A 23,974-nucleotide genomic window follows, 5' to 3' on the forward strand; every position below is an offset into this window, starting at 1 on the left:
ACCGCACGCCGGGCACTGCCCGCTCCGCACCTCCGGCCGCCACCGCAACGCCGGCTGTCACCGACGCGCAGACGGCGACCGCAGCTGTCAGCGCTGCACCGGCACCGGCTGCCACCGGCACATCAACGGTCACCACCACCACCACCGTCCGTCGCTGCGGCGCCGGCGGCTCCCGCCCGACCGCGGCCCGCACGCCGCTGTTCCGCGGCCCGCGACCCGGCCGGGTTCCGCCCCGCCGGTTCCGGCCCCTGCCACGGTCACTCCGGACGCTCCCGCGTCCCCGCGTCCCCGCGTCGGCGTGCCCGCGTCCGGCCCGTCCCCCCGGCGCGGGCCGACCCGGATCACCCCCGTTCCGGCCCGACCGGTCACCCGGCTGGCCCCCGCGAGAAGGCCCCTCGCAGTGCGGCCCGCCAGGATGCGGGCATGGGTATACGCATGCTCCATCGCCGGACGGCACGAGCTCAGGCCCAGGAAGCGGCTCCGGCCCGCGCCGGCGCCGAAGCGGCCCCCTCCGCGTCGCTCCCCACGGTCCCGCCCGCCGCGGCGGCCGCCAGCACCGCCCGCATCCCCGCCGACCCCGCCAGAGCCCTCGCCCGTGCCGCGGCCGGCCTGGGCTGCCGCCTCGCCGGTCGCGGTCGAACGGCCGTACGCCTCCCCGGCGCCGCCGCCTGGCGGACCTGGGCGGACGTCGGCATGGGGTATCTGGCCCTCGTGCTGGCCCGGCTGCCGAAACCCCGCCCCGACCGCAGACTCACCGTGTTCGTCGCGACGGCCGCCCCGGCGGTCGGCCCCGCTGTCAGCGAACGCCGGGACGGCTCCGCTCGGCCCTGGTGCTGACCACGACCGGCTCCCGGCGGACGGGACGGCACAACCGGACCCCCGCCGCGTACAGCAGCAGCCCGGCCGCCAGCCCGGAGCCCGCCCCGAAGCACAACGTCGGAATCAGGTCCAAGGGCTTGGCGTCCGCACCCCGGTGGGCCCACCACCGCGAGGTCCGCTGGAACGCCGCCACCGCCGCGCAGCCGCCGACGACGGCAGCCGCCCACCACCGGTCCCGCACCGACAGCGCGGGCACCCCCACCGGTTCGCCGGGGGGTGCCCCGCGGACCGCGCGCGCCACGAACACGCCCATGGCGACCGCGGCGACCGCCGAACCGCCGTACTGCAGGTACCAGTACAGCGGCGAGCCCGCCACCTCCCGGCCCAGAACGGGAAACAGACGCATCCCCCACCGGTCGAGGTGGGTGAACGCGTCCCACACGACATGGGTCGACGCGCCGAGCGCAGCGGACACGTACCACCACAGCGCCCCGACGGGCCGCACCCGCGTGCGCGGCGCCCCGCAGCGCAGCAGCGCCGCCCAGCGCCCCCGGCGGGCCCGCGGCAGCAGCGCCACGAGCGGCTCGCGCGCCGGCAGCCACAGCCCCACCAGCGCCCAGGCGACGAGGACGTCGACGGTGAACACTCCCGGGAAGGAGTGGGTGACCGCGCCGAACTCCATCGCCCCGGGTACCGCGCCGGCCGCGTAGTAGGTCATGTCGGGTGCGAAGGAACCGGCGACGAGCACGGCCGGCACCAGCCGGCCCCGCCCGGTCCCGTCGGTGCGCACCGCGGGCAGCACCGCAGCCGCATGACTCAGTGTGAACGGCAACCGAACTCCCCCGAAGCCGCGTCGGCCGGACCGCCCGGCCGACGATCAGCGCGCTCCAGTATGCGCGACGCCACCTTCACGGGAACAGCACGTGAGCAAGGGGCGAAAATCGGACAGGAACCGGTGCCCGGACAAAGGAAGTTGTCGTAGGGTCACGAGGCGCCGTGCGAGGGCGCGCGCGACCGGCGTCAGGCACCGGCGGCGCAAACCGCGCAACACGCAAGAGAACGCACAACGCACGGAAGAACAACGTAAACCCGTCACGAGCGCAACCAGCACGGCGGGTCGATCGTCACACCAGGGCGAGCACGGCACACCGGGCACGGCACACAGAGACGGACGCTCGGGCGTCCGCGGGAGGGGTTCACTTTATGGCGGCGCAATTCGGCAGGCGGCTGCGCAAGGGGGCGGTCACCACCGCCGTGGCCGCGGCGGCAGTGGCGGCGCTCTCCGCATCCCAGGCCCCGGGCGTCATCGGGGACGGGCACGGTGGGCAGACCACCACCGGCGGGACGCAGCCCGTACCCGATCCGGCCGCCGACGACACCGCCACCGGCAACTCGCGGTACTACACCGACCTGCCGCCGCTGAACAGCCCCAACCCCGCACCGACCACGGCCACGACCCCGCCCGCCGCAACCACGGAGGGTCAGGCCGGCGTACCGGCGACCGTCCTGGACGCCTACAAGAAGGCCGCGGCCGAACTCGCCGCGAGCAAGCCCGGCTGCAACATGCCCTGGCAACTCCTGGCCGCCATCGGCCAGGTCGAGTCCGGTCAGGCCCGCGGCGGCAAGGTGGACGCGAACGGCACCACGCTCGGCCGGATCCTCGGCCCCAAGCTGGACGGCAACGGCTTCGCCCACATCAAGGACACCGACCACGGCGCCTACGACGGCGACTCCACCGTCGACCGCGCCGTGGGACCGATGCAGTTCATCCCGTCCACCTGGGCCTGGGCGGGCCGCGACGGCAACGGCGACGGTCTCGAGGACCCGAACAACATCTACGACGCCGCGCTCGCCGCCGGGCACTACCTGTGCCGCAACGACTGGAACATGGCCACCGACAGGGGCCTGCACGCAGCGATCCTCAGCTACAACAACTCGCAGGACTACCTGAACCTGGTCCTGACGTGGCTGGAGTACTACCGCAAGGGCACCCACGAGATCCCGGACGGCACCGGGAACGTGCCCTCCCACTCCAGCGACGACACCACGCCGGGCCCCAGCACCGAGCCGACACCGCCCGCTCCCTCGGCGCCGGCCGCTCCGTCCACCCCGTCCGGGACCACCCCGTCGAGCCCCACCCCGCCCCCGACGCAGCAGCCGGCCACACCGTCCACCCCCGCCACCCCGCCCGCCTGGACGCCGCTGCCCGCGCCGCCCACGCCCACCGACACCGTGGACCACTTGGCGAACGCCGGTACGGCCGAGCTCACCGCCATGGCGGGGGACGCGTTCACCCCGCGGCTCAGCGCCCGGGCCGAGGCCGCCTCCGGCACACCCGTCGCCAAGGTCCGCATCCGCTTCACCATCTCCGGCGACACCGACGCCACGTTCGCCGGCGGCGAGACCGTCGCCACGGTCGCCACCGACGGCTCCGGCGTCGCCGTCGCTCCCGTGCTGCGGGCCGGCGAGCGGACCGGTGCCTTCACCGTCCGCGCCACCTTGGTCGGCCGCACCCTTCCGGGCCTGCCGTACGCGGCGACCGTCACCGCGCGCGCCGCCGACACCCTCAGCCGCACCGATGACGCCGCGCTCGTCTGCACCCCGGGCGGGGAGTTCGCCGAGCGGGTCGAGGTGAAGGCCACGTACAAGGGCGCCGCCGCCGACCGGGTCGCCGCCACCGCCACGCTCGTCACGTCGGCCGACGACCCGGCCGAGAACGACAAGGGCCCCTACTTCAAGGACGCCGACGGCAAGCCCGTGCGCACCCTGGCCGACCTGGAGACGGACGCGGACGGGCTGTTGAAGCTGCCCGAGCTGTACGCGGACGACACCACGGGCACGTTCCTGCTGCGCATCACCACCACCGGCGGGGCGACCCTCACCGTCGAGCTGACCGTGTCCGAGGCGTCACCGGGCCCCGGCGAGTCGACGGGATCCACCCCCTCGACCGAGCCGACTCCCTCGGCCGACTCCACCCCCTCGGCCGACTCCACCCCCTCGGCCGACTCCACCCCCTCGGCCGACGCCTCCCCGTCGGCGAGCCCCGGCGCGTAGCGCCCCGCGCGACCGGCCGCAGCGCCCCTCCCCACCGAGGGGCGCTGCCCGTCCACGCACCCAGGACACCTCCGGACACAGACCGGTCCCGGGCAGGGGCGCAGGACGTGGCGCCGCCCGGCGGCCGTGAAGGATGTCTGCGCCGGTACCGCACCGCGGACCACGCCGGTGGAGGTCTTCGCCCCGGCCGTCCGGTGACGGCCTCCGGTCCGGCCCGGCCACGAAGCCGTTTGCGACGCCGGACCGGTCCCGGGCAGGGGCGCGGCGCGGACCCGTCCGGCGCAACACCCCTGCTCCCGCACCCGCACCGGCGAAGCGCTCGCCCCGCTCCCCTGTGCCGGCACGACACCCGCGGCCTTGCCCTTGCGCACCGGCACAACCCCCGTGCCTCGGCCTCCGCCCCCTGCCTGCCCGCGTCCCACCCTCCGCCCCGGGCCGCCCGCGCGGCGGCCCGCGTCCGAGGGGAAGAGCCGCACCCGCGTGCCCCGCTCACCTCCGCAGCCGCGCGTTGGTGTGCCGGGTCGGCTCCGCGGCCGCGGGATCCTCCGGCCACGGATGCTTCGGGTAACGCCCTCTCAGCTCGGCCCGCACCCCTGTGTACCCGTCCCTCCAGAAGGAGGCCAGGTCGGCCGTCACCGCCGCGGGCCGCCCGGCGGGGGAGAGCAGGTGCACCAGCAGCGGCACGCCCGCGAGCGAGGGCGACTCCTGCAGACCGAACATCTCCTGCAACTTCACCGCGAGGACGGGACGCTCGGGATCGGTGTAGTCGACCCTGATCCTCGACCCGCTCGGCACGGTGACCCGCTCCGGCGCCAGCTCGTCCAGCCGCCCCGCCTCACCCGACGCCCAGGGCAGCAGCCGCCCGAGCGCCGCGCCGGCGTCGATCCGGGTGAGATCGGCCCGCCGCCGGGCCCTGCCCAGCTCCGGCTCCAGCCACTCGTCGACGCGGGCGAACAGGGCCTCGTCCGACACCTCGGGCCACGGCTGCCCGTGGTGCAGCCGCACGAACGCCAGCCGCTGCCGCAACGCTGCGGCGTCCGCGGACCACCGCAGCAGGGTGAGCCCCTCCTGCCGCAGCCCGTCCAGCAGAGCCCGCCGCACCAGCGCGGGCTCGGCGGCGGCCAGAGGCCGCACCGCCAGCTCGACGGCGCCCAGCCGCTCCACTCGACGCGCCACCACGTCACCGTCGGCCCACCGCACCTCCTCCCGTTCTTCGAGCAGGGCGGCACCGGCGAGGCGAGCCAGATCCTCGTCGACGGCGGCCCCGAGCTGCACGCGCGCGTGGCCCTTGCCGACGGGCCGGTCGGCGACCGCGACGGCGATCCACGGGCAGCCTCGCAGAGGCGAGTTCAGCGGCAGATCCGCCCTGGTGCCCGAAGTCATCAGATACGAGCCCCCGTCCAGCCTGGCGACCCGCTCGGGGAAGGCGAGGGCGGCGACCAGCCCGGCGACCCGGTCGACGGAGTTGTCCGCCTCCCCGCGCGCACCGCCCGCCTCGCGCCCGCCGTCCGCCGGCGACGGGCCACCACCCGGTGCCGACGGGTGCTGGGCCTCCCCCAGGGCGGACCGCAGCCGACGCACCTCCGACCGCCACCGCCCGGAGTAGCCGTCGCCCCCGCGCCGGGCCTCGCGCACCGCGGCGGCCAGATCGTCGCCGTACTCCCGGGGTGCTTCCTCCGACAGCAGCGCGACCACCTCCGCGCCCGCGCCGGACGTGTCCAGCAGCGCCCGCCCCAGCCGGGGGTGCAGCCCGAGCCGCGACAACGTCAGCCCGCGCCCGGTGGCACGGCCCTGGGCGTCCACGGCCCCCACCGCCGACAGGGCGGCCCTCGCCGCCGCCATCGCACCGGCCGGCGGCGGATCCAGCAGCGCCAGCCCGGAAGCGTCCGGATCCCCCCAGCAGGCCGCCTGCAGCGCGAACGCCGTGAGGTCGGCCACCTTGATCTCCGGTGCCGGGAAGCGCGGCAGCCGCGCTTCCTCGGCCCGGTCCCAGCACCGGTACACAGCGCCCGGCGCCTCACGCCCGGCCCGCCCCGCCCGCTGCCGCCCCGCGGCCTGCGAGGCCCGCACCGTCGTCAGCGCGCTCAGCCCGCGGGCGTGATCCACCCGCGGCTCGCGCGCCAGCCCCGAGTCCACCACCACCCGCACCCCGGGAACCGTCAGCGACGACTCCGCCACCGACGTCGCCAGCACCACCCGGCGCCGCTCACCGGGCACCAGCACCGCGTCCTGCACCGCGGCCGGCGCCCGCCCGTGCACCTGGAGCACGTCCACGCCGTCCAGGTCCCCCAGCCGGCCCGCCACCCGTGCGATCTCGCCCACGCCCGGCAGGAAGCACAGCACGTCCCCGGAACGTTCGGCCAGCGCCCGCCGCACCACCGACGCCACGTGCGCCAGCTGCGCGGGATCCACCCGCATCCCGTGCGGCGGTCTCACCGGACGGGCGGGCGGCGCCCACACCACCTCCACCGGGTGCGACACGCCGTCCGCCTCGACCACCGGCGCCCCGCCCAGCAGCCGTGACCAGCCCTCCGCGTCCGTGGTCGCCGACGCGGCCACCAGCCGCAGCTCCGGCCGCAGCGTCTCGCGCACGTCCCACAGGAACGCCGCGGACGTGTCCGCGTCCAGATGCCGCTCGTGGCACTCGTCGAGCACCACCGCGTCCACCTCCGGCAGCTCCTGGTCCCGCTGGAGCCGCTGGAGCAGCACGCCGGTGGTGACGACCTCCACGCGGGTCTGCCGTCCCACGATCCGCTCGCCGCGGACGGTGTAGCCGACACGGCCGCCGACCTTCTCACCCAGCAGCCACGCCATCCGCCGCGCCGCCGCCCGCGCCGCGATCCGCCGCGGTTCGGCCACCACCACCCGCCGCGCCGGTCCGCCGCCCAGCAGCCCGGCCAGCACCGGCGGCACCAAGGTGGTCTTGCCGGTGCCGGGCGGCGCCACCAGCACCGCGGTGCCGTGGGTGTCCAGGGCCTCGTGCAGGGCGGGCAGGGCGCCGCGCACGGGCAGCGCGTCCAGGGCGTCGTAACGGATCACGCCCCCAGTGTCGTACGCCGGCCGCCCGCCGCGGACGCGCCTGTGGACCACCATTCGCTCGTGGACGACCTCAGGTGCGGGGGCGTCGGTCCCGCTCGCACACGAAGATCGCCGTTCCGGGGAGGAGGTGCCCGCGCAGCGGCGACCAGCCGCCCCACTCGGAGGTGTTCCAGGCCGGCCACTCGGGCTCCACCAGGTCCACCAGCCGGAACCCGGACGCCACCACGTCCCGGATCCGGTCGCCGAGGGTGCGGTGGTGCTCCACGTACACGGCACGGCCCTCCTCGTCCTGCTCGACATAGGGAGTGCGGTCGAAGTACGACGCCGACACCGACAGGCCCTCGGGTCCCGGCTCGTCCGGGAACGCCCATCGGATCGGGTGGGTCACGGAGAAGACGAACCGGCCCCCGGGACGCAGCACCCGGCGCACCTCCCGCAGCACGAGCCGCGGATCGGCCACGAAGGGCAGCGCCCCGTACGCCGAGCACGCCAGGTCGAAGGAGGCGTCAGCGAAGGGCAGCGCGCCCGCGTCCGCACACACCAGGGGAAACGATCCGCCGATGCGCAGCGCGTGCTGGAGCTGACGGTGGGAGATGTCCAGGGCGACCGGGCGGGCGCCCTGGGCGGCCAGCCAGCGCGCGCACTGGGCCGCACCGGCGCCGATCTCCAGCACGGCGCGGCCCTTCAGCTCCTCCGGCGGGCCGAGCAGCTCCGCCTCCACCTCGTCCAGGCCCTCCGGGCCCCATACGAAGCGGTCGTCACCCAGGAAGGTGCCGTGCTCGGTCTGGTACTCGTCCGCGTTGCGGTCCCACCAGCCCCGGTTGGCCCGGGCGCTCTCGGCGATCCCTGCCGTACGCCGGGTGGCCTCTGCGTCCACGTCCGGCCCAGGGGGCCCTTCCGGGTTTGCGAACGGTTCGGGCTCTTGGATGATCGGCTCCCTCGTCGTACTCTTCCGTCCAACCTGTCCCGGCCGCGTCCCTCAGGAAGGCGCGGTGGGCCCGCACGGGCGCGGGACAATGTCCGACATGCGGCCGACGCCGCAGGTTTTCGTGCCGGGAATGCGGCGATCCGCCCCGGGTGTGCGCCTTCGCGCATTGACCCTGCCCGGCTGCCCCCGTATGCTACAAGTTGCGCTGCGGGCCTGCGCACCTCAGACGTAGCAGGCTGCGCTCGCATCTGTTGTATGTCCCCTCGGTTCTCGAGGCGCCACCAGCGTTTTCGTGTGGCGCTTCCTTGGCTGTCCGGCTTCTGCAGAGCGAAACGGGCTCCGGCGTAGCAGTACCTACGACTTCAATGTCCGTACCGGAGCCCTTTCCCACATGACGAGCAGCACCGAGACCACCGCCACCACCCCGCAGGTAGCGGTCAACGACATCGGTAACGAGGAAGCCTTCCTCGCAGCGATCGACGAGACGATCAAGTACTTCAACGACGGCGACATCGTCGACGGCGTCATCGTGAAGGTCGACCGGGACGAGGTCCTGCTCGACATCGGTTACAAGACCGAAGGTGTCATCCCGAGCCGCGAGCTCTCGATCAAGCACGACGTCGACCCGAACGAGGTCGTCGCCGTCGGCGACGAGATCGAGGCCCTTGTCCTCCAGAAGGAGGACAAGGAAGGCCGCCTGATCCTCTCGAAGAAGCGCGCCCAGTACGAGCGTGCCTGGGGCACCATCGAGAAGATCAAGGAAGAGGACGGCATCGTCACCGGTACCGTCATCGAGGTCGTCAAGGGTGGTCTCATCCTCGACATCGGCCTCCGCGGCTTCCTTCCGGCCTCCCTGGTCGAGATGCGCCGCGTCCGCGACCTCCAGCCCTACGTGGGCAAGGAGCTCGAGGCGAAGATCATCGAGCTGGACAAGAACCGCAACAACGTGGTCCTGTCCCGCCGTGCCTGGCTCGAGCAGACCCAGTCCGAGGTCCGCCAGACGTTCCTCACCACCCTGCAGAAGGGTCAGGTCCGCTCCGGCGTCGTCTCCTCGATCGTCAACTTCGGTGCCTTCGTGGACCTGGGTGGCGTCGACGGCCTGGTCCACGTCTCCGAGCTGTCCTGGAAGCACATCGACCACCCGTCCGAGGTCGTCGAGGTCGGCCAGGAGGTCACCGTCGAGGTCCTCGACGTGGACATGGACCGCGAGCGTGTCTCCCTGTCGCTGAAGGCGACCCAGGAAGACCCGTGGCAGCAGTTCGCCCGCACCCACCAGATCGGCCAGGTCGTGCCCGGCAAGGTCACGAAGCTGGTTCCGTTCGGTGCGTTCGTCCGCGTGGACGAGGGCATCGAGGGTCTGGTCCACATCTCCGAGCTGGCCGAGCGCCACGTGGAGATCCCGGAGCAGGTCGTCCAGGTCAACGACGAGATCTTCGTCAAGGTCATCGACATCGACCTCGAGCGTCGTCGCATCAGCCTCTCGCTGAAGCAGGCCAACGAGTCCTTCGGTGCCGACCCGATGGCGGTCGAGTTCGACCCGACCCTGTACGGCATGGCCGCGTCCTACGACGACCAGGGCAACTACATCTACCCCGAGGGCTTCGACCCCGAGACCAACGACTGGCTCGAGGGCTACGAGAAGCAGCGCGAGGAGTGGGAGCGCCAGTACGCCGAGGCGCAGACCCGCTTCGAGCAGCACCAGCAGCAGGTCGTCAAGTCCCGCGAGGCGGACGCTGCCGCTGCCGCCGAGGGTGGCGAGGCCGCTGCTCCGGTCGCGTCCGGTGGCGGTTCGTACTCCTCCGAGGGTGGCGACCAGTCCGGCGCCCTGGCCTCGGACGAGGCGCTCGCCGCGCTGCGCGAGAAGCTGGCCGGCGGCCAGAGCTGATCCGCTCACCGCTGAGGCATAGCCCATAGCCGAGGGGCCGCACCTTTCGAGGTGCGGCCCCTCAGCCGTGTCCGGCCCGCCGCTCTCTGCTGCCGTCCGGCCCTGACCCGAGGAAAGCAGGCTGAAGCAGGCAAGAAGCGGGCAGAAGCCGGTTGATCAAGGCCCCGGCCCGGGAATGCCCGCGCTCCCGCCCGCGTTGTTCTCCGAGAACACGAGGAGGAGCGGTCCAAGTGCTTGATCCGCAGGGTTTGTACGCATGGGAGCCGAAGGGCCTGGCCGTCGTCGACGTGGCGCTCGCCCAGGAGTCGGCCGGACTTGTCATGCTCTACCACTTCGACGGATACATCGACGCGGGCGAGACCGGCGACCAGATCGTCGACCGGCTTCTCGACTCGCTGCCCCACCAGGTCGTCGCCCGCTTCGACCACGACCGGCTGGTGGACTACCGGGCCCGCCGGCCCCTGCTGACCTTCCGGCGCGACCGCTGGGCCGGCTACGAGGAACCGTCCATCACCGTACGGCTCGTCCAGGACGCCACCGGAGCCCCGTTCCTGCTGCTGTCCGGGCCCGAACCGGACGTGGAGTGGGAGCGGTTCGCCGCCGCCGTGCAGCAGATCGTCGAGCGGCTCGGCGTGCGCCTGTCGGTCAACTTCCACGGCATCCCCATGGGCGTGCCCCACACCCGCCCGGTCGGCCTCACCCCGCACGGCAACCGCACGGAACTCGTGCCCGGCCACCGCAGCCCCTTCGACGAGGCCCAGGTGCCCGGAAGCGCCGAGGCGCTTGTCGAGTACCGCCTCATGGAGGCCGGGCACGACGTCCTGGGCGTCGCCGCGCACGTCCCGCACTACATCGCCCGGTCCACGTACCCGGACGCCGCGCTGACCGTCCTGGAGTCCATCACCGCCGCCACCGGCCTGGTGCTGCCGGGTATCGCGCACGCGCTGCGCACGGACGCCCACCGCACGCAGACCGAGATCGAGCGCCAGATCCGGGAGGGCGACGAGGAGCTCACCGCTCTCGTGCAGGGGCTGGAGCACCAGTACGACGCGGCCGCGGGAGCCGAGAGCCGCGGCAACATGCTCGCCGAACCCGTCGACATCCCGTCCGCCGACGAGATCGGGCGCGAGTTCGAGAGGTTCCTGGCCGAACGTGAGGGCGACAACTGACGTCGTCCCGGTCCCTCGGCCCCGGCCCTGCCCCACGCACCACCGGTGGCAGGGCCTAGGCTTCCGCTCATGCTGAAGGTGGGCCTGACCGGCGGGATCGGCGCCGGCAAGAGCGAGGTGTCCCGGCTGCTCGTCGAGTGCGGGGCGGTACTGATCGACGCGGACCGCATCGCGCGCGAGGTCGTGGCCCCGGGCACGCCCGGACTCGCGGCCGTCGTCGACGCCTTCGGCGAGGAGATCCTCGCCGAGGACGGCAGCCTGGACCGGCCGCGGCTGGGTGCCGTCGTCTTCGCCGATCCCGACAGGCTCGCCGCGCTGAACGCGATCGTGCACCCCCTGGTGGGTGCCCGCTCCCGCGAACTGGAGCAGGCCGCCTCCGACGACGCCGTCGTCGTGCACGACGTCCCCCTGCTCACCGAGAACGGCCTCGCTCCGCTCTACGACGTCGTGGTCGTCGTCGACGCGAGCCCGAAGACCCAGCTGGACCGCCTGGTCCGGCTGCGCGGGATGACCGAGGAGGACGCACGCGCCCGCATGGCCGCCCAGGCCACCCGGGACGCGCGCCGCGAGATCGCGGACATCGTCATCGACAACGACGTGCCCCTGGAACGGCTCCGGCAGCGGGTGCGCGAGGTGTGGGCGCAACTGGAACGCACGGCGCACGAGCGGCGCGCCGGCGCCCGCACCAGCCGCCCGGAATAGAGGCACACGCTCCGGGCGTTGATTCCCGGCAGCGAGGGAAGGATTTTTCCGTGCCCGAAACCAGCGGTTCGACCGGAGGTACTCCGGAGACACACGTCATCGACTTCCGTGCCGCCGAGCAGTTGCTCGCCGCCCGCGATCCGCGCGGCGCGGTGAAACTGCTCGACTCCGTCATCGCAGCGCATCCGGAGAACACCGCCGCCCGGCTGCTGCGCGCCCGGGCCTTCTTCGCCGCCGCGCAACTGCGACCCGCCGAGCTGGAGTTCTCCATCGTCCTGGAGCGTGAGCCGGACAACGCCTACGCGCACTTCGCCCTCGCCCGCACCTACGAGCGCCAGGGCCGCGGCGACCAGGCCAGGCGCCACTTCCGTCTGGCCGCCGCCCTGGACCCCAACCCGCAGTACCTCGAAGCGGCACGCTTCGACAACTGACGTCCGCCCTCTTTCGAGGCGCGTCCCCCTCCGGCGCGTCCTTCCCTGCCGTGCGTCTGCCGCGGGCCGGCGTGTGCGTCTCGTGGCGAGCCGAGTCGGCCTCCCGGGGGGAGCGGATCCCACGTCTCACGAGGGACGACGGCGGTGCTCGGGGGGCCGGTAGGGCGGGACGTCCGGTCCCGGCTGGAAATGCGGACCCTGCCGCATGTGCCTGAGGATCATCGCCAGATCCGCCGTGATCACCAGCCACAGCACCCCGCACGCCGCCGCCCACCCGGGGCGCCCGACGAACGCGAACACGGCCGTCCCGAAGATCGACCAGAACACGCCCCACAGGCTCAGCCAGAACCGCATCCGCAGCGCACTGCGTGCCGTCGTCGGCTCACTGCCCGTACGCATCGCGACCACCAGCTCCCCTCCGCAACGTACTCTTCGGCGCAGAGGTTCTCCACACCGTCCGACAGGGGGCTCAGCGCGTGCTCTGGGACACCGACGAACTGGCCGCGACGCTCTGCGACCTCTCCGTGCCGCACGAGGACATCAACGACGTCGTGCGGATGAACCGGCGGGTGGCGGACGATCCGGAACTGCGCGCCGCGGCGGAGCGCCGACTGGCGGTACTCGTCGAGGACATCGGCGAGATCCGCGGCGGTGCGGACCTCCCGGACCTCGACTGGCCGTCCGGCCCCATGCAGCGCTACTTCCCGCTGTACGTCCTGCTCGCGGCCCTGCCCGCGGTACGCGCCCACCACCGCGAGCGGGGCATCCCGCCGGAGGTCACCCGACGCACCCTCGCCGACACCGGACGAGCCCTGGCCGCCCATCGCAGGCGCTACGGCACCGGTGGCCTGATGCGCCCCCGGTGGCTGACCCTGCATTTCCGCGGCGAGTTGTACCAGCTGGGCAGGCTGCAGTTCCAGCGGAGCCGCGTCGGCAAGTGGACGGGCGAATCCGCCGCGGCGACCGGCCTCCCGCTCGGCCCCGACGCCCCGGGCCTCGCCCTGCACATCCCCGACTCCCTCGGGCCGCTGACCCCGCAGGCCGTGGATCGCTCCCTGGAGCTGGCCCGCGCGTTCTTCGCCCGTCACTACCCCGACGAGCGGTACCAGGTGGCGACCTGCGGCTCCTGGCTGCTCGACCCGCAGCTGAAGCGGTACCTGCCCGACCGCTCCAACATCGTCCGCTTCCAGGAACGCTTCCGCATCAGCCACCTGCCGGCGGAACCGGAGGACGACGCGCCGATCCGCTACGTCTTCGGCACCCCCGACGGCGACCCCCGCCGGCTGCCGCGCCGGACGGTCCTGGAACGCGCGGTGGTCGACCACGTCCGGGACGGCGGGCACTGGTACGTCCCGGACGGATGGCTCCGCCTGTGACGGGGCGGCTCCGGCAGGGCTCGCGAACGGGCAGCACCCGCCCGGTCGACCCTGCGGTCGATGCGCGCCCGCTCGCCGGCGGCCCGAAGCCGCGCGGGGCGGGCTCCGGACGACGTCGCCACGCGGAGGGCCACTCGAACGGGTGAACCCAAGGGGGAGGGGAACGTCCCTACGGGAGCGGGCCGTTGGACGGGCATGGAGCTGAAAGTGCGAGCGGGACATCAGGGGACGGGACCCGGACCGATCACGCCCGACGGCTGCGCGGTCGAGCTCTACTCCCGGCTGCCGGCCGGACCGGAGCCGGACATCATCGAGGCGGCCGTGCCGGCAGGCGCGACCGTCCTCGAACTGGGCAGCGGGACCGGGCGCATGACCCACCCGCTGCTGGACCGGGGCTTCACGGTCACCGCGGTCGACGAGTCCCCCGACATGCTGGAGGGGGTAGCCGGGGCCCGGACGATATGCAGTCCGATCGAGGAGCTCGACCTGGGCGAGACGTTCGATGTCGTGCTGCTCGCCTCGTTCCTCGTGCACACCGCCGACATCGACGTGCGCCGGGGCCTGCTGCGCGCCTGCGTCCGGCACCTCGCCGAGGGCGGCTGCGTCCTCATCCAGCGAGAGGGGGAGGAGTACCACACCGACGTGCCGCGCGAGCGCCGTGACCCCCACGGCTTCACCGTACGGATCACCTCTTCCGAGCCGATCGGAGACGGGGTGCACGCGGTCCACGCCGCATACGTCTTCCCCGACGCCACCTGGACCCAGAGCTTTCGCACCCGGCCCCTGACGAGACAGCAGTTCGAGGAGGCCCTCTGCGGAACGGGACTGAAGGTCGACCGGTACCTGACGGAGGACCGGACATGGGTGCGGGCGGTGCACGCGGACCGGGGGCCGACGGGGTGACCGCGCCGCGCGATTGCGGGCAGGCGCCCGCCGGACGACCTGCCACGGGGCGCCCGGGCTCGGACGCGGGGAGGGGCGGCCGCGGCCCGGACGCCGCGCCGATCCGGCGGGGTCGGGGCCCCTCTGTTGCTCACCGCGAGCGGAACTGACGGCGGGCTGGCGGGCTCCGCGGAGGTGGACGGCGGAGGGGCGCCGGGAAGGCCGAGAAGGCGACGGGGAGCCGTTCTGCCGTCCGGGAGCGATGAGTTGTGCGGTGCCGGGCGGTCTACCTCCTACGACCCCGCACGGACCGACCGGTACAGGAGAGCCCCATGTCCGAGACCACAGCTTCCGCCGCCAGCGCTTCCCTCACCCCCGCTGCCGCAGCTTCCGTCCCTTCCGCCGGTGTCGCGGCGCCCGGCGCCGGTGGTGACGCGACCCTGACGGCACGCGGACGCCGCGCCATGGTCGCCCTGCGTGCCGTGCAGGTGCTCCTCGCGCTCTTCTTCGGGCTGGCCAGCGCACTGCCGAAGCTGATCGCACACCCGTCGGCCGTCGAGGTGTTCGACACGATCGGCTGGGGCGGCGCGGGCATGTATGCCATCGGCGTGCTGGAACTGGCCGGGGCGGTGGCACTGCTCGTCCCGGTGCTGCAGTCCCTGGCGGCGACGGCGCTCAGCGCGCTGATGGTGGGGGCGTTCGCCGTGCAGGTCACCGTCTTCGCCGGGGAGAACGCGGCGACACCGGTCGTCCTGATCGTGCCGCTCCTGCTGATCGCGTGGGTGCGGCGCCGGCACACGGCGGAGCTGGTGCGGTGGGTGCAGCGACGGAGCTGACTCCCAAGGGCGAACCGGCGGTGCCGCCAGGCAGCCGGGGAAAGGGCGGAACCGGACTCACCCCGCTCACCGGCCGCCGGTGCGCCCGCCGCCACCCTCCGCACCCGGCTTGCCCGCAGCCCCCGGCCGGAGAGCCGCGCTGCCCTGCATGCGCAGGGCGCGCAGCCGTTCCAGCTCGCGGCGGTCACGCTTGGTGGGACGCCCGGCGCCCCGGTCGCGGATGCCCGCAGGGGCGACGGCCTCGCGCGGCGGGGGCGGCGGGCTGTTGTCGATGTAGCACTGGACGGCCACCGGCGCGCCGACCCGCTTGCGGATCAGGCGCTTGACCACGACGACCCGCTCCCGGCCCTCGTGCCGCAGCCGGACCTCGTCGCCGACCCGCACCGAATGGGCGGGCTTCACGCGCTCGCCGTTCACCCGCACATGACCGCCCTTGCAGGCGGCGGCGCCCACGGAGCGGGTCTTGACCAGTCGAACGGACCAGATCCAGCTGTCGATGCGCACCGACTCGCCGTGGCCCGGCCCGGCAGCCTCGGCGGCGGCCACCGCGGCGGCGACCTCAGGGCCCTCGGACCGGGACGTGCCGGTCTCCGGACCCTCGCCGCCGGGGTGCGCCGGGTCCGTCGCGGCGCGGTCCGTACCTTCAGCAACCATGTCCCGACCTTAGCTCCCCGCACGGCACGTCTCCGACCGGTTTCCTACGGTGGAGGGATGAGCGCCAGCCCACCCGCGGGGAGCCCCGACCCAGCAGACGACAGCGCCGCCCTCCCGGCCCCCGCCGTCCCCGGCGCCCCACGAGGACTCGCCGGGCTCGACCGGCGGATCGCGGGCTGCCGGGCCTGCCCCCGGCTGGTCGGATGGCGGGAGGAGGTGGCCCGGACGAAGCGGGCGGCGTTCGCCGACTGGACGTACTGGGGACGACCGGTGCCCGGGTTCGGCCCGGTCGACGCCCGGATGCTGATCGTCGGCCTCGCGCCCGCGGCGCACGGCGGGAACCGCACCGGCCGGATGTTCACCGGTGACCGTTCCGGGGACGTGCTGTACCAGGCGCTGTACGAGGTGGGGCTCGCCTCGCAGCCGACCTCGGTGGGCGTGGGAGACGGTCTGGAACTGCACGGCGTCCGTGTGACTGCGCCGGTGCACTGCGCACCGCCGGCCAACAGGCCCACCCCCGCGGAACGGGACACGTGCCGGCCATGGCTGGTGCAGGAGCTGCGGTCGCTGCGGCCGACGCTGCGAGCCGTACTGGTCCTGGGCGGTTTCGGCTGGCAGGCGGCCCTGCCCGCGTTCGCCGAGGCCGGCTGGGCCGTTCCCCGGCCGCGGCCCGCGTTCGCCCACGGTGCGCGGGTGACGCTGGAGGGGCACGACGGACTGGAACTCCTCGGCTGCTTCCACGTCAGCCAGCGCAACACCTTCACCGGCCGGCTCACCCCCCTCATGCTGCGGGACGTGCTGCGCACGGCGGCGAGCGCGGCGGGTCTGCCCCACCTGCCCGAGGAGCGGCGAGCCGACGGCACCTGAGCCGAAAAGACCTGAGCCGACGGACCCTGGCGACGAGGCCGGCGGAACGGTCGCGGCACTAGGCTGCCCGGATGCCCCTCTATCCGGAGATCGAACCGTACGACCACGGCATGCTCGACGTCGGTGACGGCAATCGCGTCCACTGGGAGACGTGCGGGAATCCCCGGGGCAAACCGGCCGTCGTGCTGCACGGCGGTCCGGGCTCGGGCTGCAGCCCCTTCCCCCGGCGCCTGTTCGACCCGGACGCCTACCGGATCGTGCTGCTCGACCAGCGAGGCTGCGGCCGGTCGACACCGCACGCGAGTGCCTACGACACCGACATGAGCGTGAACACGACGAGGCATCTCCTGGCCGACCTGGAATTGCTGCGCCGGCGGCTCGATATCGGGCGGTGGCTGGTCTGGGGCGTGTCATGGGGGTCGGCGTTGGCGCTGCGGTATGCGCAGACCTGCCCGGAGGCGGTGTCCGAGCTGGTGCTGACGGGTGTCGCGACCGGGTCGGAGGCCGAGGTGGAGCTGCTGACGCGAGGACTCGGGAAGTTCTTCCCGGAGGCCTTCGAGCGGTTCCTCTCCGAGCTGCCCGCCGACCGGCGCCACGGCAACCTCGCCGCGGCCTGCAACCGGCTGCTGGAGTCCCCGGATCCCGCGGTCCGGGAGCGGGCGGCGCGGGCCTGGACCGACTGGGAGACGGCGACGATCCCCACGCCACCGCGGTCGGTCGAGCGGTACGAGGATCCGCGGTTCCGGATGGGGTTCGCCCGGACCGTCACCCACTACTGGGCCAACGGCCACTTTCTGAACGAGGCGGACGAGGCGGACGAGGCGGACGAGGCGGCTGAGGCAGGAGGCGCGCGTCACGCGGACGGGGTGGGCGCGGAGGCCGGCGGCAGGAGCGACGCCGCGGGGGTGATCCTGCGCGACGCCCACCGGCTGAACGGCATCCCGGGCACGCTCGTGCAGGGCAGCCTCGACTTCGGCAACCTGCTCGGCATCGTCTGGCGCCTCCACCACGCCTGGCCGGACAGCGAGTTGGTCGTCGTGGACGACGTCGGCCACGACGCCCGGGCCCCGGGCGCGGTCGAGGCGATGGTGGCGGCGACGGACCGCTACGCGGCGGGATAGTCCACCGGCGGCATCGACCACCGGCCCCGCAGGTCGTGCGGGCGGTCCGACGGGTCAGGGACTCCAGACGTACCGCACGTCCGGTTCCCGCTCCTCGTTCCGGTGGCCGTCGGTGTGCTCGACGGCGGTGAAGCCGTGCCGCTCGTAGAACCGGTGCGCGGGGGTGTTCACCTGGAACGTCCACAACTCCAGCCCCTGCGGTCGCCGCTCCTTGGCGAGAGCGACGAACCGGTCCCCGATGCCCCGCCCGCGCCAGTCGGGATCGAGGTACAGCTGCGACAGCAGGCCGTCCCCGAGCACCATCAGCCCCACGATCCGCGCCCCGTCCGTGTCGGTGGCCTCCGCGACCCAGGTCTCCCGCAACGGCACGACGACGTCCCGCAGGTAGTCCCGCACCGCGTCGTCCGACCGCGGCCGTACGACCGAGGGCAGCGCCTCGGCGAAGGAACGCAGGTAGACGTCGGCCACCGCACCGGCGTCGGGAACGACGGCCCGCCGCAGGAGGACGTCGGGCCGCTGCCTCCTGGGCGAGCCGCCTGAGGCCGTCACGGGCGGGCCCCCTCGGCCGGGACCGCGGTGGCCGTGGTCTCCACCAGGTGCCCGCCGTGGCCGCGGCAGGCCACCCCGACCGGCCTCGACGACTGCGGCCCGGCACTCAGCCCGGATGCCGTGACCACGTCCCACAGGGCCGACAGCACCGCGTGGTCCGCGCCGACCACGTGGAACTCGGTCACCACCACGTGGGCGAAGTCGCCCTCGACCGCGTGCGGTTGCGGCTCCGGATCGGCGAGTACCCGCCGCGCCTGCCGGGCCGGATCCCCCTCGCCGATCAGGACGCCGTCGGCGTCGGGCGGTACGGATCCGGCGCGGAAGGCGAGGCCGGTGCCGGCCCGGACGACGGAGTCGGGGGAGTGCGCGGGTGGCGGGAGGAGGCCGGGGGAGGTGACGACGCGGCGGTCCATGCGGGGCGGCTCCTCGTGAACGTCGGTTCGGCGGCCGTGCGGGCACAGGCCGTGCGGCCGATTGTCCGGGCGTGCCCTCCGGGACCGCAGAGGCGGCGGGCCGTCGGGCCGGCGCGTGCACCGGCCACAGATCGTCCGCGAAACACCACCTGCCCGCACCTCCTTTTCCCGCGCCTGTTCCGCGGCGCCTTCACATGTCGGCAATACGGCTGTCCCTCTCCCGGACACCGACGCGATCTACGCTGGTAGGCGCACCCCCGTCGCCCGGCCGCCGTCGTCCGAAGGCATCCCGCTCTCGACCGGTCAGGAGACCCGTGTCACACCCCCGCGCCGCCGTCGCCCTTCCGCCGTGGCTCGCCCACGCCCTGCGTGCACAGCGAGGACCGGTTCCCTGGAGCGCGGTCACCCGCGGCGCACTGGCCGCCGGCCCCCTGCTGTCGGCCGCGCTGCTCACCGCCCGCCCTTCCCTCGGGGTCGTCGCCGCGGTCGCCGCCATGCTGGCCGGGATCAATGACCGTCCCGGCAGCCGGCGGGCCGCCGTCGGCCGGATCGGGGTGCCCGCGCTGGCCGGGGCGGCGGGGCTCTGTGCGGGCACGTGTGCCGGACAGCACAGCTCGGCCGTCGTGCTCACCCTGCTGCTGACCGGGCTCGGGCTGCTCGCCGGCTGTGTCAGCGCCATCGGCCCGGTCGCCTCCGCGGCCGGCACCCAGGTGCTGGTGGCCGCCGCGATCGGGGCCGGGATGCCACTGCCCGAGACCGGATGGCAGAGGGGACTCGTCTTCCTCGCCGGGGCGGGGTGGTTGCTGCTGCTGCGGCTGGTGCTGCCCACGCCGGGATCGCTGGCCGGCGGCGACTTCCGCTTCGACGGGGAACGGTCGGCCGTCGCCCGGGTGTACGACGCGGTCGGCGGTTTGCTCGACGGGGCCGGGACCCCGCAGGCCGGCGCCCGCCGTGCCGCTCTCACCGCCGCGCTCGACCAGGCCCAGGACGCTCTGGCCGGGCCCCGCCTGCGGCGCCGTGCGTCCAGTGCCGCCGAGCGCCGGCTGCACGCGCAGTACGCCGCCGCGCTGCCGCTGGCCGAGGCGGCCACCGCGCTCGCCTGGGCCGGGGAGCCCGCCGGGCCCCGGGCATCGGCGGGTCCCCGGCGCCTGGCCGCCGCCGTGCTGGACCGCGCGCACACCGCGTCGCTGCCCGCACCGGATCGCTCCACCCCCGCCCTGCGCGCCCTCGACGACGCCCTGCTGCACGCCGCGGAGGTCTTCGACCGCGGGTACGGCGGCCGCGATCTGCACAGGCGCCGGGGGACCGTCCGGCAGGCGCTGAAGGCTGCCTCGGGTCGCGGCGGTCGCGAGTACGGCATGCGTGTCGCCCTCTGCTTCGGCGCCGGCGCCGCCGCCGCGCAGGCACTGCACCACGCCCGCTGGTACGGCAGCCACCCGCACTGGTACTGGCTGCCCGTCACCGCCGTCTTCCTCGTCAAGCCCGACCTCGGTCCGCTCGTCTCCCGCGTGCTGTGCCGGGCCGCCGGGACCGTGCTGGGCGCCGCCGTCTTCGCCGGGCTCACCGCCCTGCTGCCCCGGCCGGAGGGGCTCGTCGTGGTCGTCGCGGTGTGCGGGGCTCTCCTTCCCGCCGCCACGCGGCACTTCGCCGCGCAGACCGCTGTCGTGACCGTCCTCGTCCTCGCCCTGGTGATGGTGGGCGGCGAGCCGCAGGCCTCCGCCGGACGCATCGGGGAGACTCTGCTGGCGTGCGGGATCGTGCTCGTCGTGGGGCACCTTCCGATGCCCGGCCGGCGGGGCGGGGGAGTGCGGCACCTGCTGGCCGCGGCGCACTCGGCGGCGTACGCCCACCTCGGCCACGTGCTCGCCGGGTCCGAGGACCGTGCCGCCCGCTGGACCCTTCGGCGGGAGGCGTACCGCACCTTGGCCGAGGCCCGTACGGCGATCGCGTCGGCCGCCGCCGAACTGCCCCCGGTCGCCCGGCACACCGAGGGTACCGACGCGGTCGCGGGCCTGCTCGAACGCCTCGTGGACACGACGACCGCGTGCGCCGTCCACCTCGACGACACCGGCCGACTCACCCCCGGGCACCTCCGTCGACTCCAGGACGTCCTCGGCCGGCTGGAGCGGACGCGGGAGCGGGTCGGGCTCCCCGCACCGGGGTTCCCCGCGGCGGGTCTCGTGGGCGTGCGCGCGGTCGACGTGGTTTCCTGAAGCCCGCCCCGCCCCACCCCGCGCCGCGCCGTCGGTCGTCGGCACGGCCACTGCTGTCCGCGAGTTGACCGAGGGCTCCGTTGCTCCGCTCGGCGACCGTTCCGGTAGCCGCCTTGCCGGAGTCGACCGGGGCCTCGGTCACTGCCTCTCCGCCGCCGCGCCCGGCCGTGCGCGACCGGAACGGGCCCCAGGGAGGGAAGTGGGGAAATGCCGTGCCGGAGTGGCAAGTTCCGTTCCCTCTCCGTGGTCCCCGCTCGTCCGGCCACCGTCCAGGAGGGACGACCACCGCACCCGGAGGCCGTCTGGCGCGAGCGGGGGCGCACGCCGTGCGAGGAGCACTGGGGCAAGGGGCTGTTCGAGGCTGTGGCCGGGCGCGGTCGGCCGTCCCCGCATCGAGCCGACAACCGTCGTGGACGGGACGTGGTCGAACTGACGGACCTTTCCGTATCGGATCGGACATTCGTCTCATCTCAGGGCGTGTGGTGCACTGTTCGCGTCGAACTCCCGGCCGCGTATCCGACGCGCCTGCCTCCGTGCCCGGATCGCGCGCTCGCGTCGGTGTCGCCGGTGCCGGATCCGGTGTCGCGGCGGGCGCGGCGCCGGACACGCAACGTGCGACAAGAGATGCGGTATGTGTTCACGGAAACGCGCAAGGTGATCGCTTCCTCACCGTGCGCGGTGAACGCGTGTCAACAATGTCTCAGTCCCGTCACCGGGTGAGCCCTTCGACCCGGGGAAGGCGTTAACTCCTACAAGTACAACGCTTTCTGGAGGTGCAGGGTGGTGAACGGGCGAACAGTGCTCGAACGCTTTCCCGCAGGCGGGCCGCGCGGATCGTGGCCGGCGGAGGAGTTCGCGCATGCGCGGCGTCTGGAAGGGCTGCCCGCCGAGGTCGTCATGGACCTCGCGACGGACACGTTCCTGGTGATCGTCCGCGGTGGCGACCTGGGGGAGTGAGACGGGTCAGCCCGCCTTCGGGGCGGGCACCGTCACCTCCGCGGCGAACTGCTGCGCCTGGAGCGCGTACAGCTCGGCGTACAGCCCCCGGAGGCCAGCAGCTCCTCCGGACTCCCGGACTCCACGAGGCGTCCCTGATCGAGTACGTGTACCAGATCCGCATGACGTACCGATGCCAGCCGGTGCGTGATCAGTACGACGGTCTGACCGGCCGCCGCCCGTGCGCGGATCCTGTCGAAGACCTCCGACTCCGCCCACGCGTCCAGCGCCGCGGTCGGTTCGTCCACGATCAGGATCTGCCCGCGCCGGTAGGCGGCCCGCGCGATACCGAGCCGCTGCCACCGCCCTCCCGACAGCTCGTGCCCGCCCGAGAAGGTCCGGGCCAGCAGCGTGTCCAGGCCGCGCGGCAGATCCGCGACGACCTCCTCGGCGCCCGCCTCCGTGTTCGACGCCGACATCCGCTCCTCGGTCAGGGGGGCCGCCGAGCGGCCGATCGTCACATTGACCCAGGCGGTGAACGGCGACCGCTTGAAGTCCTGCGCGACCGTCGCGATCCGCTCGGCCAGCCGGTGCCGGTCGGCCCGCGCCGCGTCCACACCGTCCCACAGGATCCTTCCCGAGTCCGGTTCGTACAGCCCCGCGAGCAGTTTGACCAGAGTCGTCTTGCCGGAGAGCCGTTCTCGCCCACCAGCGCGACGATCCGGCCCAGCGGCAAGGTGAGGGAGACGTCGTCGAGGGCGGGGCGCGCGGGGTCGCCCGGGTAGTGGAAGGTGACGTTCTCGAAGCAGATCTCGCGCGGCTGCTCCGGCAGCGCCGTACCGCCGACCGGGATCGCCCGCTCGGCCGCCTCCACGTACATCCGCTCCAGGTCGCCGACGAACAGGGCCTCCCCGTGCAACAGGTTCACCTCCTGCACGAGCGTGTTCAGGCTCGCCGATCCGCTGCGGATCGCGATCACGGCGGTGCCCGCGACCGACAGCGCCATCGTCCCGGTGAGCAGCAGCCCGCCGAGTGTGGCGTACGTCGCGGTGGTCGCCAGCCCCGTCCAGGCCGCGGCGATCAGACCGGTGCGGGCCGCGAGCCGGGCCAGCCGGGCCTGCTCCGCCTCCGCGGTCTCCGCCATGGCGCGGAAGTGGCGCAGCAGGAACGGACCGACGCCGTGCACCCGGATCTCCGGCGCCGCCGCCGGTTCCGTCAGCAGGCTGCTGAGCAGGTGTCCCGCGCGCGCGTGCTGCACCCAGGTGTGGAACGACTCGTAGTGTCGTCGGGCATGGGCCAGCGAGTTCCAGGCGCTGGGCAGGGTCATCGTCACGAGCAGCGGCAGCAGGAGCGGATGCAGCACGGTCAGTACGCCGGCCGCTGCGGCCAGCGAGATCACCGCATTCACGACGCGCGCACCGTACGTGATCATCCGGCGGGCCGAGGCGGCGCCGTACTGCGCGGTGTCCAGCAGCTTGTGGAAGGCGTGGTCCTCGATCGCGGACAGCTCCACGGCGGCGGCCCGCTCCAGGTACAGCTCCGTCGCCACCCGCTCCACCTTCGGTTCCAGGCGCCCGGTGGCATGCGTCGACACCGCCCGCAGCAGCGCCGACAGCAGCAGCACGGCGGCCATGGCGGCCAGCGCCGGGGCGGCGCCGTGCAGTCGCTCCCCGATCGTGCCGGCCCCGATCAGGCGGGCGAGGACGCTGTTGACCGCGATCAGGCCCACGGCCTGTGCCGCGCCCCGGCAGACCTCGGCGACCAGCACCGTCCGCGCGGCGCGCCGGTCGGCCCGGCGGGCCAGCCGGAGACTGGCGGAGAGCAGGGAGGGCAGCCGGGTGATCATGGATCGGAGTCCCAGTCCCCCGAACCCGTCCCGATGCTGGTTCCAGCCCATGTCGTAGCGCAGCGGGCCCCCGAACAGCAGCCGCTCCGACTCCGACACCTCGCGTGCGTCCGGTTTCGTCGCCACCGGTGACCTCCCCCTGTGCGGACGGAGGGTCACTATCGCGGGACGGGCCCGGCCGGGGCAGGGCGTACGGGGCGAGGGCAGGAGTGCGCGGGTGTACACCGCGGTGGCGGGGGAGTGCGGCCCCGGGG

At 74.1% G+C, this 23,974-nt stretch carries 20 protein-coding genes and 1 pseudogene; 13 read left to right on the forward strand and 8 right to left on the reverse strand.

What is annotated here, in order from left to right:
- Positions 1-423 precede the first annotated feature (423 nt).
- Complete coding sequence (locus tag JS756_RS07585; protein WP_205382220.1) at positions 424-837, forward strand: hypothetical protein; 414 nt, start codon at positions 424-426, stop codon at positions 835-837.
- Here JS756_RS07585 and JS756_RS07590 read toward each other — a convergent pair.
- Positions 797-1,651 (reverse strand): DUF4184 family protein, encoded by an 855-nt coding sequence (locus JS756_RS07590; RefSeq protein ID WP_205382221.1) that lies wholly within the window; start codon positions 1,649-1,651, stop codon positions 797-799. The two genes, JS756_RS07585 and JS756_RS07590, sit on opposite strands and share 41 nt — an antisense overlap.
- 371 nt (positions 1,652-2,022) lie before the next feature.
- Between JS756_RS07590 and JS756_RS07595 the strand changes: the two genes are divergently transcribed.
- Positions 2,023-3,873: a lytic transglycosylase domain-containing protein gene (locus JS756_RS07595; RefSeq protein ID WP_205382222.1), complete on the forward strand. Its 1,851-nt coding sequence runs from the start codon at positions 2,023-2,025 to the stop codon at positions 3,871-3,873.
- Positions 3,874-4,362: 489 nt separating this feature from the next.
- Here the strand turns inward: JS756_RS07595 and hrpB are convergent, their stop codons facing one another.
- Together hrpB and JS756_RS07605 are read right to left on the reverse strand one after the other, a co-directional pair.
- Entirely contained in the window at positions 4,363-6,912 is a 2,550-nt protein-coding gene (gene hrpB / locus JS756_RS07600) for an ATP-dependent helicase HrpB (protein ID WP_205382223.1), read from the reverse strand.
- Positions 6,913-6,982: 70 nt separating this feature from the next.
- Entirely contained in the window at positions 6,983-7,843 is an 861-nt protein-coding gene (locus JS756_RS07605; protein ID WP_438817291.1) for a class I SAM-dependent methyltransferase, read from the reverse strand.
- Positions 7,844-8,231: 388 nt separating this feature from the next.
- Between JS756_RS07605 and rpsA the strand changes: the two genes are divergently transcribed.
- The 4 genes from rpsA to JS756_RS07625 all read left to right on the forward strand — a co-directional run bounded on the left by rpsA (position 8,232) and on the right by JS756_RS07625 (position 12,027).
- Positions 8,232-9,725, forward strand: a complete 1,494-nt coding sequence (rpsA, locus tag JS756_RS07610) for a 30S ribosomal protein S1 (RefSeq protein ID WP_205382224.1) — start codon at positions 8,232-8,234, stop codon at positions 9,723-9,725.
- Positions 9,726-9,955: 230 nt separating this feature from the next.
- Positions 9,956-10,894: a PAC2 family protein gene (locus JS756_RS07615; protein WP_205382225.1), complete on the forward strand. Its 939-nt coding sequence runs from the start codon at positions 9,956-9,958 to the stop codon at positions 10,892-10,894.
- A 69-nt stretch (positions 10,895-10,963) separates the two neighbouring features.
- The gene (coaE, locus tag JS756_RS07620; RefSeq protein WP_205382226.1) at positions 10,964-11,596 is read left to right on the forward strand and encodes a dephospho-CoA kinase; all 633 of its coding nucleotides are present in this window, start codon (positions 10,964-10,966) and stop codon (positions 11,594-11,596) included.
- A 50-nt stretch (positions 11,597-11,646) separates the two neighbouring features.
- Complete coding sequence (locus JS756_RS07625; RefSeq protein ID WP_205382227.1) at positions 11,647-12,027, forward strand: tetratricopeptide repeat protein; 381 nt, start codon at positions 11,647-11,649, stop codon at positions 12,025-12,027.
- A gap of 126 nt (positions 12,028-12,153) precedes the next feature.
- On the opposite strand, the gene JS756_RS07630 is transcribed toward JS756_RS07625, so the two are convergent.
- Positions 12,154-12,426, reverse strand: coding sequence for a DUF6343 family protein (locus tag JS756_RS07630; RefSeq protein ID WP_205382228.1), 273 nt, complete (start codon positions 12,424-12,426; stop codon positions 12,154-12,156).
- Between the two features lie 77 nt (positions 12,427-12,503).
- On the opposite strand from JS756_RS07630, the gene JS756_RS07635 reads away from it, so the two are divergent.
- From JS756_RS07635 to JS756_RS07645, 3 genes are all read left to right on the forward strand, one after another.
- The gene (locus tag JS756_RS07635) at positions 12,504-13,403 is read left to right on the forward strand and encodes an acyltransferase domain-containing protein (RefSeq protein ID WP_205382229.1); all 900 of its coding nucleotides are present in this window, start codon (positions 12,504-12,506) and stop codon (positions 13,401-13,403) included.
- A gap of 195 nt (positions 13,404-13,598) precedes the next feature.
- Positions 13,599-14,306, forward strand: coding sequence for a class I SAM-dependent methyltransferase (locus tag JS756_RS07640; protein WP_205382230.1), 708 nt, complete (start codon positions 13,599-13,601; stop codon positions 14,304-14,306).
- Positions 14,307-14,617: 311 nt separating this feature from the next.
- A complete protein-coding gene (locus tag JS756_RS07645; RefSeq protein ID WP_205382231.1) occupies positions 14,618-15,121 on the forward strand; it encodes a DoxX family protein in 504 nt (167 codons plus the stop codon).
- A gap of 66 nt (positions 15,122-15,187) precedes the next feature.
- Here the strand turns inward: JS756_RS07645 and JS756_RS07650 are convergent, their stop codons facing one another.
- Positions 15,188-15,775 (reverse strand): RNA-binding S4 domain-containing protein, encoded by a 588-nt coding sequence (locus JS756_RS07650; RefSeq protein WP_240203415.1) that lies wholly within the window; start codon positions 15,773-15,775, stop codon positions 15,188-15,190.
- A gap of 57 nt (positions 15,776-15,832) precedes the next feature.
- On the opposite strand from JS756_RS07650, the gene JS756_RS07655 reads away from it, so the two are divergent.
- Together JS756_RS07655 and JS756_RS07660 are read left to right on the forward strand one after the other, a co-directional pair.
- Positions 15,833-16,642: a uracil-DNA glycosylase gene (locus JS756_RS07655; RefSeq protein ID WP_205382232.1), complete on the forward strand. Its 810-nt coding sequence runs from the start codon at positions 15,833-15,835 to the stop codon at positions 16,640-16,642.
- Positions 16,643-16,713: 71 nt separating this feature from the next.
- Positions 16,714-17,763, forward strand: coding sequence for an alpha/beta fold hydrolase (locus tag JS756_RS07660; RefSeq protein ID WP_205382233.1), 1,050 nt, complete (start codon positions 16,714-16,716; stop codon positions 17,761-17,763).
- 54 nt (positions 17,764-17,817) lie between these two features.
- Here JS756_RS07660 and JS756_RS07665 read toward each other — a convergent pair whose 3' ends face one another.
- Positions 17,818-18,312 carry a GNAT family N-acetyltransferase gene (locus JS756_RS07665; protein WP_205382234.1) on the reverse strand — a complete coding sequence of 165 codons (495 nt, stop codon included), beginning with the start codon at positions 18,310-18,312 and terminating at the stop codon, positions 17,818-17,820.
- On the reverse strand, positions 18,309-18,725 hold the full coding sequence (locus JS756_RS07670) for a RidA family protein (protein WP_205382235.1): 417 nt from the start codon (positions 18,723-18,725) through the stop codon (positions 18,309-18,311). The genes JS756_RS07665 and JS756_RS07670 overlap by 4 nt, the downstream gene beginning before the upstream one ends.
- Positions 18,726-19,039: 314 nt before the next feature.
- On the opposite strand from JS756_RS07670, the gene JS756_RS07675 reads away from it, so the two are divergent.
- Both JS756_RS07675 and JS756_RS07680 read left to right on the forward strand, forming a co-directional pair.
- A complete protein-coding gene (locus JS756_RS07675; RefSeq protein WP_307790395.1) occupies positions 19,040-20,938 on the forward strand; it encodes an FUSC family protein in 1,899 nt (632 codons plus the stop codon).
- 783 nt (positions 20,939-21,721) lie between these two features.
- Complete coding sequence (locus JS756_RS07680; protein WP_205382237.1) at positions 21,722-21,895, forward strand: DUF8839 family protein; 174 nt, start codon at positions 21,722-21,724, stop codon at positions 21,893-21,895.
- A 6-nt stretch (positions 21,896-21,901) separates the two neighbouring features.
- Here JS756_RS07680 and JS756_RS07685 read toward each other — a convergent pair.
- Positions 21,902-23,771 (reverse strand): annotated as a pseudogene (locus tag JS756_RS07685) (ABC transporter ATP-binding protein).
- Between the last annotated feature and the right edge of the window lie 203 nt (positions 23,772-23,974).

Origin of the sequence: Streptomyces actuosus (assembly GCF_016921115.1) — a bacterium.
GTDB lineage: Bacteria > Actinomycetota > Actinomycetes > Streptomycetales > Streptomycetaceae > Streptomyces > Streptomyces actuosus_A.

What these genes read in the sequence shown, in the direction of transcription:
- JS756_RS07630 (WP_205382228.1), bottom strand. Translation starts at nt 12,426, where the DNA reads ATGCGTACGGGCAGTGAGCCGACGACGGCACGCAGTGCGCTGCGGATG.
- JS756_RS07595 (WP_205382222.1), top strand. Translation starts at nt 2,023, where the DNA reads ATGGCGGCGCAATTCGGCAGGCGGCTGCGCAAGGGGGCGGTCACCACC.
- JS756_RS07660 (WP_205382233.1), top strand. Translation starts at nt 16,714, where the DNA reads ATGCCCCTCTATCCGGAGATCGAACCGTACGACCACGGCATGCTCGAC.
- JS756_RS07655 (WP_205382232.1), top strand. Translation starts at nt 15,833, where the DNA reads ATGAGCGCCAGCCCACCCGCGGGGAGCCCCGACCCAGCAGACGACAGC.
- rpsA (WP_205382224.1), top strand. Translation starts at nt 8,232, where the DNA reads ATGACGAGCAGCACCGAGACCACCGCCACCACCCCGCAGGTAGCGGTC.
- JS756_RS07640 (WP_205382230.1), top strand. Translation starts at nt 13,599, where the DNA reads ATGGAGCTGAAAGTGCGAGCGGGACATCAGGGGACGGGACCCGGACCG.
- JS756_RS07585 (WP_205382220.1), top strand. Translation starts at nt 424, where the DNA reads ATGGGTATACGCATGCTCCATCGCCGGACGGCACGAGCTCAGGCCCAG.
- JS756_RS07650 (WP_240203415.1), bottom strand. Translation starts at nt 15,775, where the DNA reads ATGGTTGCTGAAGGTACGGACCGCGCCGCGACGGACCCGGCGCACCCC.
- coaE (WP_205382226.1), top strand. Translation starts at nt 10,964, where the DNA reads ATGCTGAAGGTGGGCCTGACCGGCGGGATCGGCGCCGGCAAGAGCGAG.
- JS756_RS07670 (WP_205382235.1), bottom strand. Translation starts at nt 18,725, where the DNA reads ATGGACCGCCGCGTCGTCACCTCCCCCGGCCTCCTCCCGCCACCCGCG.
- JS756_RS07645 (WP_205382231.1), top strand. Translation starts at nt 14,618, where the DNA reads ATGTCCGAGACCACAGCTTCCGCCGCCAGCGCTTCCCTCACCCCCGCT.